At 60.8% G+C, this 14076-nt stretch carries 10 protein-coding genes; 7 read left to right on the top strand and 3 right to left on the bottom strand.

From position 1 onward, the window contains the following. Positions 1-4: 4 nt before the first annotated feature. Positions 5-757, bottom strand: coding sequence for a bifunctional 2-polyprenyl-6-hydroxyphenol methylase/3-demethylubiquinol 3-O-methyltransferase UbiG (ubiG, locus tag HGP16_RS11155; protein WP_168840053.1), 753 nt, complete (start codon positions 755-757; stop codon positions 5-7). A 261-nt stretch (positions 758-1018) separates the two neighbouring features. Here ubiG and HGP16_RS11160 point away from each other — a divergent pair, with 261 nt between their 5' ends. From HGP16_RS11160 to clpB, 7 genes are all read left to right on the top strand, one after another. Then, positions 1019-1645 (top strand): hypothetical protein, encoded by a 627-nt coding sequence (locus HGP16_RS11160; protein WP_168840054.1) that lies wholly within the window; start codon positions 1019-1021, stop codon positions 1643-1645. Between the two features lie 171 nt (positions 1646-1816). Beyond that, positions 1817-3091: an aspartate kinase gene (locus tag HGP16_RS11165; protein ID WP_168840055.1), complete on the top strand. Its 1275-nt coding sequence runs from the start codon at positions 1817-1819 to the stop codon at positions 3089-3091. 100 nt (positions 3092-3191) lie between these two features. After that, positions 3192-5459 carry a phosphoenolpyruvate--protein phosphotransferase gene (gene ptsP, locus HGP16_RS11170; protein WP_168840056.1) on the top strand — a complete coding sequence of 756 codons (2268 nt, stop codon included), beginning with the start codon at positions 3192-3194 and terminating at the stop codon, positions 5457-5459. Positions 5460-5549: 90 nt separating this feature from the next. Beyond that, positions 5550-6629: a peptide chain release factor 1 gene (gene prfA, locus HGP16_RS11175; protein WP_168840057.1), complete on the top strand. Its 1080-nt coding sequence runs from the start codon at positions 5550-5552 to the stop codon at positions 6627-6629. Continuing rightward, positions 6626-7501 (top strand): peptide chain release factor N(5)-glutamine methyltransferase, encoded by an 876-nt coding sequence (gene prmC, locus HGP16_RS11180; RefSeq protein ID WP_168840058.1) that lies wholly within the window; start codon positions 6626-6628, stop codon positions 7499-7501. Before prfA ends, prmC begins: the two co-directional genes overlap by 4 nt. Before the next feature lie 348 nt (positions 7502-7849). Then, positions 7850-8545: a DUF4167 domain-containing protein gene (locus HGP16_RS11185; protein ID WP_168840059.1), complete on the top strand. Its 696-nt coding sequence runs from the start codon at positions 7850-7852 to the stop codon at positions 8543-8545. 310 nt (positions 8546-8855) lie between these two features. Then, positions 8856-11456 (top strand): ATP-dependent chaperone ClpB, encoded by a 2601-nt coding sequence (gene clpB, locus HGP16_RS11190; protein WP_168840060.1) that lies wholly within the window; start codon positions 8856-8858, stop codon positions 11454-11456. 93 nt (positions 11457-11549) lie between these two features. Here the strand turns inward: clpB and HGP16_RS11195 are convergent, their stop codons facing one another. Both HGP16_RS11195 and HGP16_RS33760 read right to left on the bottom strand, forming a co-directional pair. Continuing rightward, on the bottom strand, positions 11550-13490 hold the full coding sequence (locus HGP16_RS11195) for a M23 family metallopeptidase (protein WP_168840061.1): 1941 nt from the start codon (positions 13488-13490) through the stop codon (positions 11550-11552). Between the two features lie 362 nt (positions 13491-13852). Beyond that, positions 13853-14076: hypothetical protein (locus tag HGP16_RS33760; RefSeq protein ID WP_205927489.1), on the bottom strand; the 224-nt coding region annotated here is incomplete at its 5' end.

Raw genomic sequence — 14076 nt, forward strand, 5'->3', positions numbered from 1 at the left:
GCGATCAGCGCAAGTTCGCCCGCTTTGCCAGCAGCATGTAGTTGACGTCCATATCCTTCGAGAGGTTCCAACGGTCCTGCAGCGGCGAATAGAAGACGCCGGTGCGGGCGATGATTTCCAATCCATCGGCGACCAGCGGCTTTTCGATTTCTTCCGGACGCACAAGCTTCTCATATTGATGGGTGCCGCGCGGCAGCCAGCGCAGCAGGTTTTCCGCCGCGAAAATGGCAAGGGCAGCCGCCTTCATGGTGCGGTTGATGGTCGCCACGAACATCAGGCCGCCGGGGCGGACCATTTTCGCGCAGGTCGACAGGAAGAATTCGACGTCTGCGACATGCTCGACCACTTCCATGTTGAGCACGATATCGAAGGTCTCGCCGGCCTCGGCCAGCTGCTCGGCGGTGACGGCGCGATAATCGACCGGAACGCCCGAGGCTTTTGCATGCGTCGAGGCAATGCCGATGTTCTTTTCCGAGGGGTCGGCGCCGATGACCGCGGCACCCATGCGCGCCATGGGTTCGGACAGCAGGCCGCCGCCGCAGCCGATGTCGAGAACGCGCAAACCTTCCAGCGGCCGGCTGCTCTTCGGATCCCGGCCGAAACTCTCGCAGGCGCGATCGCGAATGTAGGCCAGGCGCACCGGATTGAACTTGTGCAATGGCTTGAACTTGCCGGTGGGGCTCCACCACTCGGCCGCCATGGCGGAGAAACGGTCCACTTCGCTCTGGTCGATCGTGCTCTTTGCCGTTTCGCTCATGGTTCACTCCGTGATCTGCGCCGTGCCCATGTTCCGGGCGAACGCAAGCAACAATATTTCCCCGTGTGAAGTCGGACGATCGATGCGCGATGTCAAGGGCTGCGGCCGTCGATCGCCTGTGGGGTGTGTCGATCGGCGGCAGCGAATTGCGGTCCCGAGGTTGACATGGAGGTATCTTATGGCCGATCAATCGCCGGGCTGTGAAATGGACTTTCAGAACTGGGATCGATTCCGATCGACTGGCTTATAGAGGAGTTCCTCATGAGACCATTCCGTCTCGCGACGGCTATCGCCATGGGTTGCCTTGCTGTCGGCCACGCAAATGCCGGGGACAGCAAGGGGTTTCGCCTGACGATCGATGGTGTCGTGGTGGGCATCAATCCCGGTGATACGTTCGAAGTCACCATGAAGGATGGCCGCAAGGTCCCGGTGGAGCTGCAGCGCAGCGATACGGTGACGTTCACGGGCGGCAAGTTCTCCTTCGATCACGATGGCAAGCTCACCGTAGCAAAGACGGATCTCGGCGATGGCGTGCAGCAATATGCGCTGATGACGCCGATCGGCACCGGCATCATCGTGCAGCTGTACAAAGGCCTCGATCCGTCGGGCAATACCGATGTCGTGCTGCAGCAGATGGTGCAGGAGAGCCTCAACGGCGGCGCAAAGATAAGCAAGCAGGGCACGCAACGCACGCTCCCGAACGGTAGCGTGCTGAAGGGCGTGAAGGCAGAAACCATCACGGATGACGATGTCATGGAATATGAGATCGTCGCGACGGGCCGGCCGGAAGGCGGCATACTCGTCGCCACCTTCCTCAACAAGGATAATATCGACAAGGAAGGTGGAATTCTCGACAAGCTCTGGTCGACTTTAAAAGTTGATTATTAAAGTATAGTTTTTGTCGCGCCGGGTGCGCCACGCTATTGCACGCGCCCGACAAACTCGCTAAGAGACGGCCCCATTGAGATCACGCTTTTCCGGCTACCGAACCGGAGGGGCGATTTTGCATGTCGGGCTCCTCGCATTCGGCCGCCCGGCGCAGGGTACTGGTAGAGGCACATGGCACGCATCGTGATGAAATTCGGCGGAACCTCCGTCGCGGATCTGGACCGTATCAAGAACGTCGCGCGCCATGTGAAACGCGAGGTCGATGCCGGCCATGAGGTGGCTGTCGTCGTTTCCGCCATGTCCGGCAAGACCAACGAGCTGGTCGGCTGGGTCCAGAACATGCCGAAGGTCGCCGGCGCCGATCATTCCATCTACGATGCGCGCGAATATGATGCGATCGTGGCGTCTGGCGAGCAGGTGACATCGGGCCTTTTGGCGATTGCGCTGCAGGCCATGGGCATCAACGCCCGCTCCTGGCAGGGCTGGCAGATACCGATCCGCACCGACAATGCCCACGGTGCGGCCCGCATTCTCGAAATCGACGGCGGTGAGATGATCCGCCGCATGGGGGAAGGCCAGGTGGCTGTCGTTGCCGGCTTCCAGGGTCTTGGCCCGGACAACCGCCTGTCGACGCTCGGTCGCGGTGGTTCCGATACGTCGGCGGTGGCGATCGCCGCTGCGGTCAAGGCCGACCGCTGCGACATCTATACCGACGTCGACGGCGTTTATACGACCGATCCGCGTATCGAGCCGAAGGCCCGCCGCCTGAAGAAGATCGCCTTCGAGGAAATGCTCGAAATGGCCTCTCTCGGCGCCAAGGTGCTGCAGGTGCGCTCGGTCGAACTGGCCATGGTCTTTAAGGTCCGCACCTTCGTGCGCTCTTCTTTCGAGGATCCCGATGCTCCGGGCATGGGCGATCTGCTCAACCCGCCCGGAACGCTGATTTGTGACGAGGATGAAATCGTGGAACAGGAAGTAGTCACCGGCATTGCCTATGCCAAGGATGAGGCTCAGATCTCGCTGCGCCGTCTTGCCGACCGGCCGGGCGTTTCCGCCGCGATCTTCGGGCCGCTGGCCGAAAACCACATCAATGTCGACATGATCGTCCAGAATATTTCCGAGGACGGCTCCAAGACCGACATGACCTTCACCGTCCCCTCCGGCGATGTCGACAAGGCGCTTCGCGTCCTTGGCGAAAACAAGGAAAAGATCGGCTACGACGTCGTCCAGAGCGAATCAGGTCTGGTCAAGGTATCGGTCATCGGCATCGGCATGCGCTCGCATGCTGGCGTTGCCGCGACCGCTTTCCGGGCACTTGCCGAAAAAGGTATCAACATCAAGGCCATTACGACGTCAGAAATCAAGATTTCCATCCTGATTGATGGTCCTTACGCAGAACTCGCAGTCAGGACTTTGCATTCCTGCTACGGTCTGGATAAGAGTTGATTCAGGATTGCTGACAACGGACCGTGACGGAGGCGAGTTTCGGCCGGCCCTGATGTGGGCAACACAGGCATGACATCTTGATTCGGGAGCTAGTGGCGCAATGAGAGACCTTTCCGGCGGTCCACGCGTTCTGCTCAAGCGGCTACGCGAGTTGATGGCGGAGCCGCTGGAGCCGCAGGAGCGCCTTGACCGGATCGTCAGCCAGATTGCCAGCAACATGGTCGCCGAGGTCTGCTCGGTCTATGTGCTGCGCGCGGATGGCGTGCTCGAGCTCTATGCCACCGAGGGTCTGAACAAAGAGGCCGTCCACCTTTCACAACTGAAGATGGGGCAGGGCCTTGTCGGTACGATTGCCGCCTCCGCCCAGCCGCTGAACCTTTCGGACGCGCAATCGCATCCGGCCTACCGCTACCTGCCGGAAACCGGCGAAGAGATCTACCACTCCTTCCTCGGCGTGCCGATCCTGCGCACCGGGCGATCGCTCGGCGTTCTTGTCGTTCAGAACAAGGCGAGCCGCACCTATCGTGAGGAAGAGCTGGAGGCGCTCGAAACGACGGCCATGGTGCTGGCCGAGATGATCGCGACCGGCGAGCTGAAGAAGATCACCAAGCCCGGCCTTGAACTCGATCTTACGCGTTCGGTCACTATCGACGGCGACAGCTACAATGAAGGCATCGGCCTCGGCTATGTCGTCCTGCACGAGCCGCGTATCGTCGTCACCAACCTGCTGAACGACGATGCTGACAAGGAAATCGGCCGCCTGGCCGAAGCGCTCGGCTCGCTGCGCATCTCGATCGACGACATGCTGTCGCGCCGCGACGTCTCGATGGAGGGCGAGCATCGCGAGGTGCTTGAAACCTACCGCATGTTCGCACACGACCAGGGCTGGGTGCGCAAACTCGAGGAAGCCGTCCGCAACGGCCTGACCGCCGAAGCCGCGGTCGAAAAGGTGCAGAGCGATACGAAGGCGCGCATGATGCGCCTGACCGATCCCTATCTTCGCGAGCGCATGCACGATTTCGAGGATCTGGCGAACCGGTTGCTCCGGCAGCTCATCGGCCATTCGGGCCGTACCAGTGCCGAGGGCTTTCCAAACGACGCGATCATTTTCGCGCGCGCCATGGGTGCGGCGGAACTGCTCGATTATCCCCGCGCCAACATTCGCGGCCTGGTGCTGGAAGAGGGCGCGGTGACGAGCCATGTCGTCATCGTCGCGCGCGCCATGGGCATTCCTGTCGTCGGGCAGGCGGCCGGTGTCGTCGCGCTGGCGGAAAACGGCGATCCGGTCATCATCGATGGCGATGGCGGTCATGTCCATCTGCGTCCGATGGCGGATCATCAGCGTTCCTATGAAGAGAAGGTGCGGTTCCGTGCCCGCCGGCAGGAGCAGTTCCGTGCCCTGCGTTCCGTCGAGCCGGTCACCAAGGACGGGCAGCGCATTTCGCTGCTGATGAATGCCGGCCTGCTGGTCGATCTGCCGCAGCTTGCCGAATCCGGCGCCGAGGGCATCGGCCTGTTCCGCACCGAGCTGCAGTTCATGATCGCCTCGACCATGCCGAAAGCGGAGGAGCAGGAAGCCTTCTATCGCAATGTGATGAAGCAGGCGGGCGGTCACGTCGTGACGTTCCGGACGCTTGATATCGGCGGCGACAAGGTCGTTCCCTATTTCCGGGCGCATGAGGAGGAAAACCCGGCGCTCGGCTGGCGCGCCATCCGTCTCTCGCTCGACCGCCCCGGCCTGCTGCGCACGCAGCTCAGAGCCATGCTGAAGGCCGCGGCCGACAACGAGCTGAAGATGATGGTGCCTATGGTCACGGAAGTCTCCGAGATCAGGGCGGTGCGCGAGCTCCTGCAGAAGGAAGTGCAGCACCTCTCGCGCTTCGGCCACAGCCTGCCGCGCAAGCTGCAGTTCGGCGCCATGCTGGAAGTGCCGGCGCTGCTGTGGCAGTTGGATGAGCTGATGGCGGAAGTCGATTTCGTCTCGATCGGCTCCAACGATCTGTTCCAGTTCGCGATGGCCGTGGATCGCGGCAATGCGCGCGTGTCGGACCGCTTCGACCCGCTCGAGCGGCCGTTCCTGCGTATCCTGCGCGATATCGTGCGCGCCGGTGAGCGCAACAAGACGCCTGTGACGCTGTGCGGCGAGTTGGCCGGCAAGACGATTTCGGCGATGGCCCTGCTCGGCCTCGGCCTCCGCTCGGTTTCGATGTCGCCTGCCTCGATCGGCCCGGTCAAGGCGATGCTGCTTGGGCTCGACCTCAAGGCTTTGTCTGATGTCATGGAGACCGCGCTCGATGACAGGCAGCCGACAAGTTCCATGCGGGATATCCTTGCGCGCTTCGCCGAGAGCCACAATATTCCGCTTTAGCGCGTGATCCTGAAAGACACGAAGCGGTTTCCAGGCAGGATCATGCACACCACATCAAAGCAGAGATAATAAGAAGAATTGGAGTAGAGGGTGGCGAAGCTCCCCGTTGAAAAAATGCGCGAATTGGAACGCCGTTTCGGTGAGATCGAGGCGCGCATGTCCGCCGGCCCGGCCGCGGATGTCTATGTGAAGCTTGCTTCCGAATATTCCGAACTGCAGCCGGTCGTCACAAAGACCCGCGATTATGAGCGCGCTATCGCCGAGGTTGCCGATCTCGAGGCCATGCTCTCCGACAAATCAGTCGATCGCGAGATGCGCGACCTTGCCGAAACGGAGCTGCCCGAGGTCAAGGAGCGGATCGAGGCGCTGGAGAAGGAAATCCAGGTTCTGCTGTTGCCGAAGGATGCCGCCGACGAGAAGAGCGCCATTCTGGAAATCCGCGCCGGTACCGGCGGCTCAGAAGCAGCTCTTTTCGCCGGCGATCTCTTCCGTATGTATGAGCGCTTTGCTGCTACCAATGGCTGGAAGGTGGAAATTCTTTCCTCGAGCGATGGCGAAGCAGGCGGCTACAAGGAAATCATCGCCACGATCAGCGGCAAGGGTGTGTTCTCGCGGCTAAAGTTCGAATCCGGCGTCCATCGCGTCCAGCGCGTGCCGGAAACAGAAGCCAGCGGCCGCATTCATACCTCGGCGGCGACCGTCGCCGTGCTGCCGGAAGCCGAGGAAGTCGATATCGAAATCCGGCCCGAGGATATCCGTATCGACACCATGCGCTCGTCGGGCGCCGGCGGGCAGCACGTCAATACGACCGACTCGGCCGTGCGCATCACACATCTTCCCTCGGGCATCGTCGTCACGAGCTCGGAAAAGTCGCAGCACCAGAACCGCGCCAAGGCGATGCAGGTGCTGCGGTCGCGCCTGTTCGACATGGAGCGCCAGCGCGCCGACAGCGAGCGTTCCGCCGACCGCAAGAGCCAGGTCGGTTCCGGCGACCGATCCGAACGCATCCGCACCTACAATTTCCCGCAGGGACGCGTCACCGATCATCGCATCAACCTGACGCTCTACAAGCTCGACCGGATGATGGTCGGCGAGATCGACGAGGTGGTCGACGCGCTGCTGGCGGACTACCAGGCGAGCCAGCTCGCCCAGCTCGGTGAACAGGCATGAGCAGCGGGCAGGGGCCGACCGTTTCCGGACTCCTGCAGGAGGTGCGTGCCCGCTTTGCGGAGGCCGATCTCGATGATCCCGCCACGGAAGCGCGCATCCTTGTCGGCGGCCTTCTTCATCTTGCCGCCACTGAACTGGTGACGCGCGGCTCCGAGGCCATACCTGCGAAGGATGCGGCGGCGGTGCGGGCGGCGATTGCCCGCCGGCTCAACCACGAGCCGGTCCATCGAATTCTTGGGGAACGGGAATTCTATGGCCTCTCCCTGCGGCTCTCGGCGGCAACGCTCGAACCGCGGCCCGATACCGAAATTCTCGTCGATACGATGCTGCCATATGTGCGGCGTCTTGAATTCAAGGTCGGCAATGTCCATATATTGGATATCGGAACGGGGACGGGAGCCATCTGTCTGGCTCTGCTTCACGAATGCCCCAAAGCGACGGGTGTTGGTTCCGATATTTCCAGCGAGGCGCTGGAAACCGCTCGCGGGAACGCTGAGCAGAATGGCCTGGCGGCGCGGTTTGAAACCGTGCATGGAAGCTGGTTTGACGCCATCCACGAATGTTTTCACGTGATTGTCTCAAATCCGCCCTATATTGCGTCCAGTGTCATTTCCACTCTCGCTCCAGAAGTAAAGGATTTCGATCCTCCTGCGGCCCTTGACGGGGGCCTTGATGGGCTGGATGCATATAGGGCGATCGCAAAGGATGCGGCGCGGTTTCTACTCCCGGATGGCATGATTGGGGTAGAGATCGGTTACGATCAGCGTGAAACGGTGACTTCAATTTTTGAAGGAGCAGGATTTTCCCTTGTCGAAGCGGCTCGTGACTACGGCCAGAACGACCGGGTTCTTGTGTTTGAATTTCAACATTAACGCAACGTTTTGCAGCGGATTTGTGGAACCGCTATTGCTATCGCAAAGAAAAAGCTTGGATTTCCTGAGGAAGCAATATAGGTTGCGCTCACGCGTTGGGCGGCTGGGAATAAGCGAGACGATTCGCTTATCTTGGACAGCCTCGGGGATCCGCTCTTTGGTAAGAGTGTCAAAGGTTGAAGATAACCCAATGCGTGATCAGTTTAATCTGACGTAGTCGAGCGGCAGACCGGCGCTAAAGCGCAGTTTGCTTGCGGCACGCAGGCCCTGGTTCGGGAATGTCCGAACCGCGGCGGCAGGTGTCGTGTATGATTTTATCCCAACGAAGAGAATTCAGGTGAAGGATCTATGAGGCCAGGACAGCAGAACAAGCGCGGTCGGGGGCGTGGTAACAACAACAACGGTGGCGGCGGAAATAACAACAACAATTTCAACCGCAAGGGCTCGAACCCGCTGACCAGAACTTACGACAGCTCCGGTCCCGATGTGAAGATCCGCGGAACCGCACAGCATATCGCCGAGAAATACTCGGCCTTGGCTCGCGATGCCCAGAGCTCCGGCGACCGCGTTATGGCTGAAAACTACCTGCAGCATGCCGAACACTACAATCGGATCATTGCCAGCGCCCAGGCGCAGATGCAGGAGCGCTATCAGCGCGACGATCAGCACAATTACAATGACCGCGATGCAGCCGACCGTGACATCGATGATATCGATGCAAACGAGATCGATGACCAGCCGCAGATGGCGCCGCCTCCGGCTCGTCAGCACCAGGCTGCTCCGGCTGCCGCAGCTCCGGCTCCCGAGCCGGAAGCCATCAACGGCACTGGTCCGCAGCCGGTAATCGAAGGCATCCCGGCCGAAGTGGCGATCGAGGAGGAAACTCCGGCGGTGGCCGCCACCGAGCGCCAGCCGCGCCGCCGCAGTACGGGCGGCAATCGTCCGCGCCGCCAGCCGCGCCGCGGTGCTGCAGCCGAGGGCGATGACCAGGGTGAAGCCGGGTCGGGCGAAGCTCCGGCTATGGCGGATGCTACCTCGGAATAAGTCGCTCCCTGGAGCGAACTAGATGAATGAAGCGGGAATGGCGGCGGAAGCCGCCATTTCCTTTTGTACGGGCGGAGAGCTCTCTTTCGGGGGCGATCGGCGCTTCTTCAATTGCAGAAGCGTATGGAACAACTCCGGGCGGTTTTTCCATTCCGCGACCCTTTAAACTCTTCAAATATCCTCCCATATTCTCCTCAGTTGCCTTGCCGCAAATCTCAATGGCGGAAAGGCGGGGCCCGCCTCTTAAGGGGGCTCAATCTCAATCATCGGTCTGCGCCGGTCAGGGCAGAGCGATTCATGGAGGTCTCATATGAATATTGAAAAATACTCCGAGCGGGTGCGTGGTTTCCTGCAATCCGCCCAGACCTATGCGCTTGCGCAGGGTAACCAGCAGTTTGCTCCCGAACATGTGTTGAAGGTGCTTCTGGACGACGATCAGGGCATGGCTGCCTCGTTGATCGAGCGCGCCGGCGGCGACGCCAAGGCCGCGCGCCTTGCCAATGATGCGGTTCTTGCCAAGCTGCCGAAGGTTTCCGGCGGCGATGGCCAGATCTATCTCTCGCAGCCGCTCGCCAAGGTCTTTGCAGCCGCCGAGGAAGCCGCGAAGAAGGCCGGCGACAGTTTCGTTACCGTCGAGCGTCTGCTGCAGGCCCTGGCGATCGAGCCGACGGCCTCGACGTCGGAAAGCTTGAAGAAGGCTGGCATCACGCCTGTCGCGCTCAATCAGGTCATCAACGATATCCGCAAGGGCCGCACCGCCGACTCCGCTAATGCGGAGCAAGGCTTCGATTCCTTGAAGAAATATGCCCGTGACCTCACCTCCGAGGCGCGCGAAGGCAAGCTCGATCCGGTGATCGGCCGCGACGACGAAATCCGCCGCACGATCCAGGTCCTGTCCCGCCGCACCAAAAACAATCCCGTGCTCATCGGCGAGCCCGGCGTCGGCAAGACGGCCATCGTCGAAGGCCTGGCGCTGCGCATCGTCAATGGCGACGTGCCGGAATCGCTGAAGGACAAGAAGCTGATGGCGCTCGACATGGGCGCGCTGATTGCAGGCGCGAAGTTTCGCGGCGAGTTCGAAGAGCGGCTGAAGGCCGTGCTCAACGAAGTGCAGTCGGAAAACGGCGAGATCATCCTGTTCATCGACGAAATGCACACGCTGGTCGGTGCCGGCAAGGCCGATGGTGCCATGGATGCGTCCAACCTCTTGAAGCCGGCGCTTGCGCGCGGCGAGCTGCATTGCGTCGGTGCGACCACGCTCGATGAATATCGCAAGCACGTCGAGAAGGATCCGGCTCTTGCCCGCCGCTTCCAGCCCGTCATGGTCGAAGAGCCGACGGTCGAGGACACGATCTCGATCCTGCGCGGCTTGAAGGAAAAATACGAGCAGCATCACAAGGTCCGCATCGCCGATGCCGCCCTGGTGGCCGCCGCGACCTTGTCGAACCGCTACATCACCGACCGCTTCCTGCCCGACAAGGCCATCGACCTGATGGACGAGGCTGCGGCGCGTCTGCGCATGCAGGTGGATTCCAAGCCGGAAGAGCTCGACGAGCTTGATCGCCGCATCATCCAGCTGAAGATCGAACGCGAAGCGTTGAAGAAGGAGACCGACCAGGCCTCGGCTGACCGGCTGAAACGGCTGGAAACGGATCTTGCTTCTCTGGAAGAGGAAGCCGATGCGCTGACCGCGCGGTGGCAGGCCGAAAAGCAGAAGCTCGGTCTTGCCGCCGATCTGAAGAAAAAGCTCGACGAAGCCCGTAACGAACTGGCGATCGCCCAGCGCAAGGGTGAATTCCAGCGCGCCGGCGAGCTTGCCTATGGCGTGATCCCGAACCTGGAGAAGGATCTCCAGGCTGCCGAGGAGCAGGATGGCGGTCGCGATTCCATGGTGCAGGAAGTCGTCACCGCCGACAATATCGCCCATATCGTCTCCCGTTGGACCGGGATTCCCGTGGACAAGATGCTCGAAGGCGAACGGGACAAGCTGCTTCGGATGGAAGACGAACTTGCCAAGTGGGTCGTCGGACAGGGCGATGCCGTTCAGGCAGTGTCGCGCGCCGTTCGCCGTTCGCGTGCCGGCTTGCAGGATCCGAACCGCCCGATCGGCTCGTTCATCTTCCTCGGCCCGACCGGCGTCGGCAAGACCGAACTCACCAAGGCGCTCGCCCGCTTCCTTTTCGATGACGAGACGGCGATGGTGCGCATGGATATGTCGGAATACATGGAGAAGCACTCCGTTGCCCGGCTGATCGGCGCTCCTCCCGGCTATGTCGGTTACGAGGAAGGTGGGGCGCTCACCGAAGCCGTCCGCCGGCGGCCCTATCAGGTCGTGCTGTTCGACGAGATCGAGAAGGCGCATCCCGATGTCTTCAACATCCTGCTCCAGGTTCTGGATGATGGACGCTTGACGGACGGGCAGGGCCGCACGGTCGACTTCCGCAACACGATGATCATCATGACTTCCAATCTGGGTGCCGAATATCTGACCCAGTTGAAAGAAGGCGATGACAGCGATCTGGTGCGCGAACAGGTGATGGATGTGGTCCGGTCGCATTTCCGGCCCGAATTCCTGAACCGTATCGACGAGATCATCCTGTTCCATCGCCTCAAGCGCGATGAGATGGGTGCCATCGTCGATATCCAGCTGGAGCGGCTGTTGAAGCTATTGTCGGAGCGCAAGATCACCCTCGAGCTCGACGACGACGCCCGTCACTGGCTTGCCAACAAGGGTTACGATCCGGTCTATGGCGCAAGGCCGCTGAAGCGGGTGATCCAGAAATATGTTCAGGATCCGCTCGCCGAACAGATCTTGTCCGGTCAGATTCCGGATGGTTCGCTCGTCAAGGTCACCAGCGGTTCGGACCGGCTGTTATTCCGTCCGCGCCAGGCCGTGAATGAAGCGGCTTAAGCGGCACTGGTTGAAGAAAAATGCAGATGGCGGTCTTCGGGCCGCCATTTTGCTATCGGCCCCAACCGCAAATGGGAGAGGGTAGCCGCTCGGTTACTTGCTGGCGATCTGCTTCGACTTGTCGTCGCTGAGCAGCGTATCGATGCGCTTGCGTTCTTCCTGGAATTTGGCGAGCGCATCGCCTTCCAGCGACTTGCCGCCGGGCAGGCGAATGCGCAGCGGATCGACCTTCGTGCCGTTGACGATCAGCTCGTAGTGGAGGTGAGGCCCGGTCGCGAGACCCGTCGAGCCGATAAAGCCGATCACCTGGCCCTGCACCACTTTCGCGCCCGGCACGATACCCTTGGCGATGGCGCTCTGGTGATTGTAGGAGGAGACGTAGCCATTCGCATGGCGAATAAGGGTCTGATTGCCGAAGCCGCTGGAATCCCAGCTCGCCTTTTCGACGACGCCGTTGCCGGCCGCGATGATCGGCGTGCCGCGGGGTGCGGCCCAATCGACACCGGTATGCATGCGCGCGAAGCCGAGGATCGGGTGGCGGCGCATGCCGAAGCCTGATTTGAAGACACCTGTCGGAACGGGGTTGCGCAGCAGGAATTGCCGGATGCTCTTGCCGTTTTCGTCGAAATAGTCGATCGAATGATCGGCCGGATCCTCGAAGCGATAGAAGCGCGTGACCGTATCGCCGAACTTGGCATTGACATAGAGCAGCTCGGAATCGGCCGTCGCCTGCCCCTTGTCGTCGGTGACCGAGAAGAAGGCTTCCAGGGAATCCGTCGGCTTCAGCTGTGCCTGGAAATCGACATTGCTGGCAAGCAGCTTGACGACCTGCGCCACCATCTCCTTGGTCATGCCGTAGGAGAGGGCCGCGCGATAGATGCCGTCGTAGACGCTCGGCAGATCGCGTCCGGCTGTGAGCGTGGGCGCATCATTGTCGAAAGCGGTGGCGATGGCATCCAGCATCGGCGGCGCGCTGCCGGCGACGAATTCGCCACGATCGTTCTGGGCGATGGTGAGAAGATGTTTCGTGCCGCGATAGAGGCTGGCGCGGATGATCTTGGCCTGCTCACCCTTCTGAAGGATGCCGATGCGCAATACGTCGCCCGTGGAAACATTGGCCGAGCCGAAGAGCGGCTGGATCTTTGCCGTGATGTCGTCCGCGTCGGCCTTGAGGTAGCCGGCATTGGTCAGCGCCGTGGCGATCGGCATATTTTCGCGAACCGGTATGATATCGTCGGCGAATTCTTCCGTCTGCGCGGTGACCGCTTCCGGCGCCGAGACGGACATGTTTTCCTCGACGATGCGCGCGGCAAGACCCGCCGTCAGATCGACATCGGAATCGTCATTGGCGAAACGGCGAGGGTCGACATAATAGAGTGCTGAAAGCTGGGTATTGCCATCGGCCAGAACCGAGCCGTTGGAGCGGACATTCTCCTCCACCTCTTCAAGCGACATGGAACCGGCGAGCTGGAAGGGAATATCCTTGGCGGGAAAGGGCACCGTCTTCAGGCTGACCTCGGATTCCACGTCCGATCCGTAGATGGCGCCGGTCTTGTTGGCCGGCGGCGGTATGTTCTCATCGGCGGCAAAGATCGCCAGCGGATCGAAGGGCGGGTAGTTTTCGCTGGCGATGCGGTTGGTGGCGAGCGCGATCTTCACATGGGCGAAGGGTTGGCGACGCACTACCTCCTTGTCGCCGTCGCGCACGACCGTCGATACTTCGAGAATGTTGCGGTCGGACGGCTTCGAGGCGATCGCGGTGGAAATCAGGCGGGCGCCGCGGATGACCTGATCGTCGGAAGCGTCGTGGCTGTCCGTTGTCGCATAGGCTTCCGCCGGAATGGCCAGCTGCTGACGGCCGTCAAGTGCGGCAAACAGCGCGACGCCCATCAGGATGCTTGAGGTGAGGCCCGTCAGGAAGGTGCCGGAAAGCCATCGCAGCGAGACTTCGCGCCGGTCCGGCGCCCGCCTGCCATCGGCCAGGATTGGCGGCTCGTTACCGAGCGATCGGAGCATCATCTTGTCCGTCATCATGCCAATCGAGATCCGCTTCCTTTATGCGAGCCGCAGGCTTGGGGGCGAAGATGTGCATATTTATGACAGGAGTGTCAAATCGAGCGGCCGTTTTTCGCAGCGCTCGGGACCCTGTTTCCCTATAAAATACCAGGGGCGCCGGCCCGGTCCGATGCGCAAAGCTGCCGGTTCATAGCCTGTTTCGTGATTTCGGCACCGGACCTTGCGCTTCCGTGGGGATATCTGCGGGCGTTTTGCAGCGCAATCACGGCGCCCACAGGGATGTTCATAAATCTCTCATAAGAATCAATCGGTTATTTGTTTTTTGATTTTTTTCAAAATCGATAGTTGACTTGGTTCGGAGGTAGGGTCTATAAGCCCGATCACTGAACGAGGGCGGCGGCGCTGCTGGCGACGACGACTTTCGCTCTAGTGTTTCCTTGATTGGCTGCGATGCTGATTGGTGGTTCTGGGTTTTGACCTGGGATTGCGGGAATAAGGTTTTTGACTGGTTTGACTGGTCGGTTATTTGACAATTGAAGATGAGAAGAAAGAGAAACGTGGGCGGCGAAGCTTGCGGGACCTGGAGCGATCTGGGTCCTTGGAA

The organism is Rhizobium sp. P40RR-XXII (genome assembly GCF_012641405.1).
Classification (GTDB): domain Bacteria; phylum Pseudomonadota; class Alphaproteobacteria; order Rhizobiales; family Rhizobiaceae; genus Rhizobium.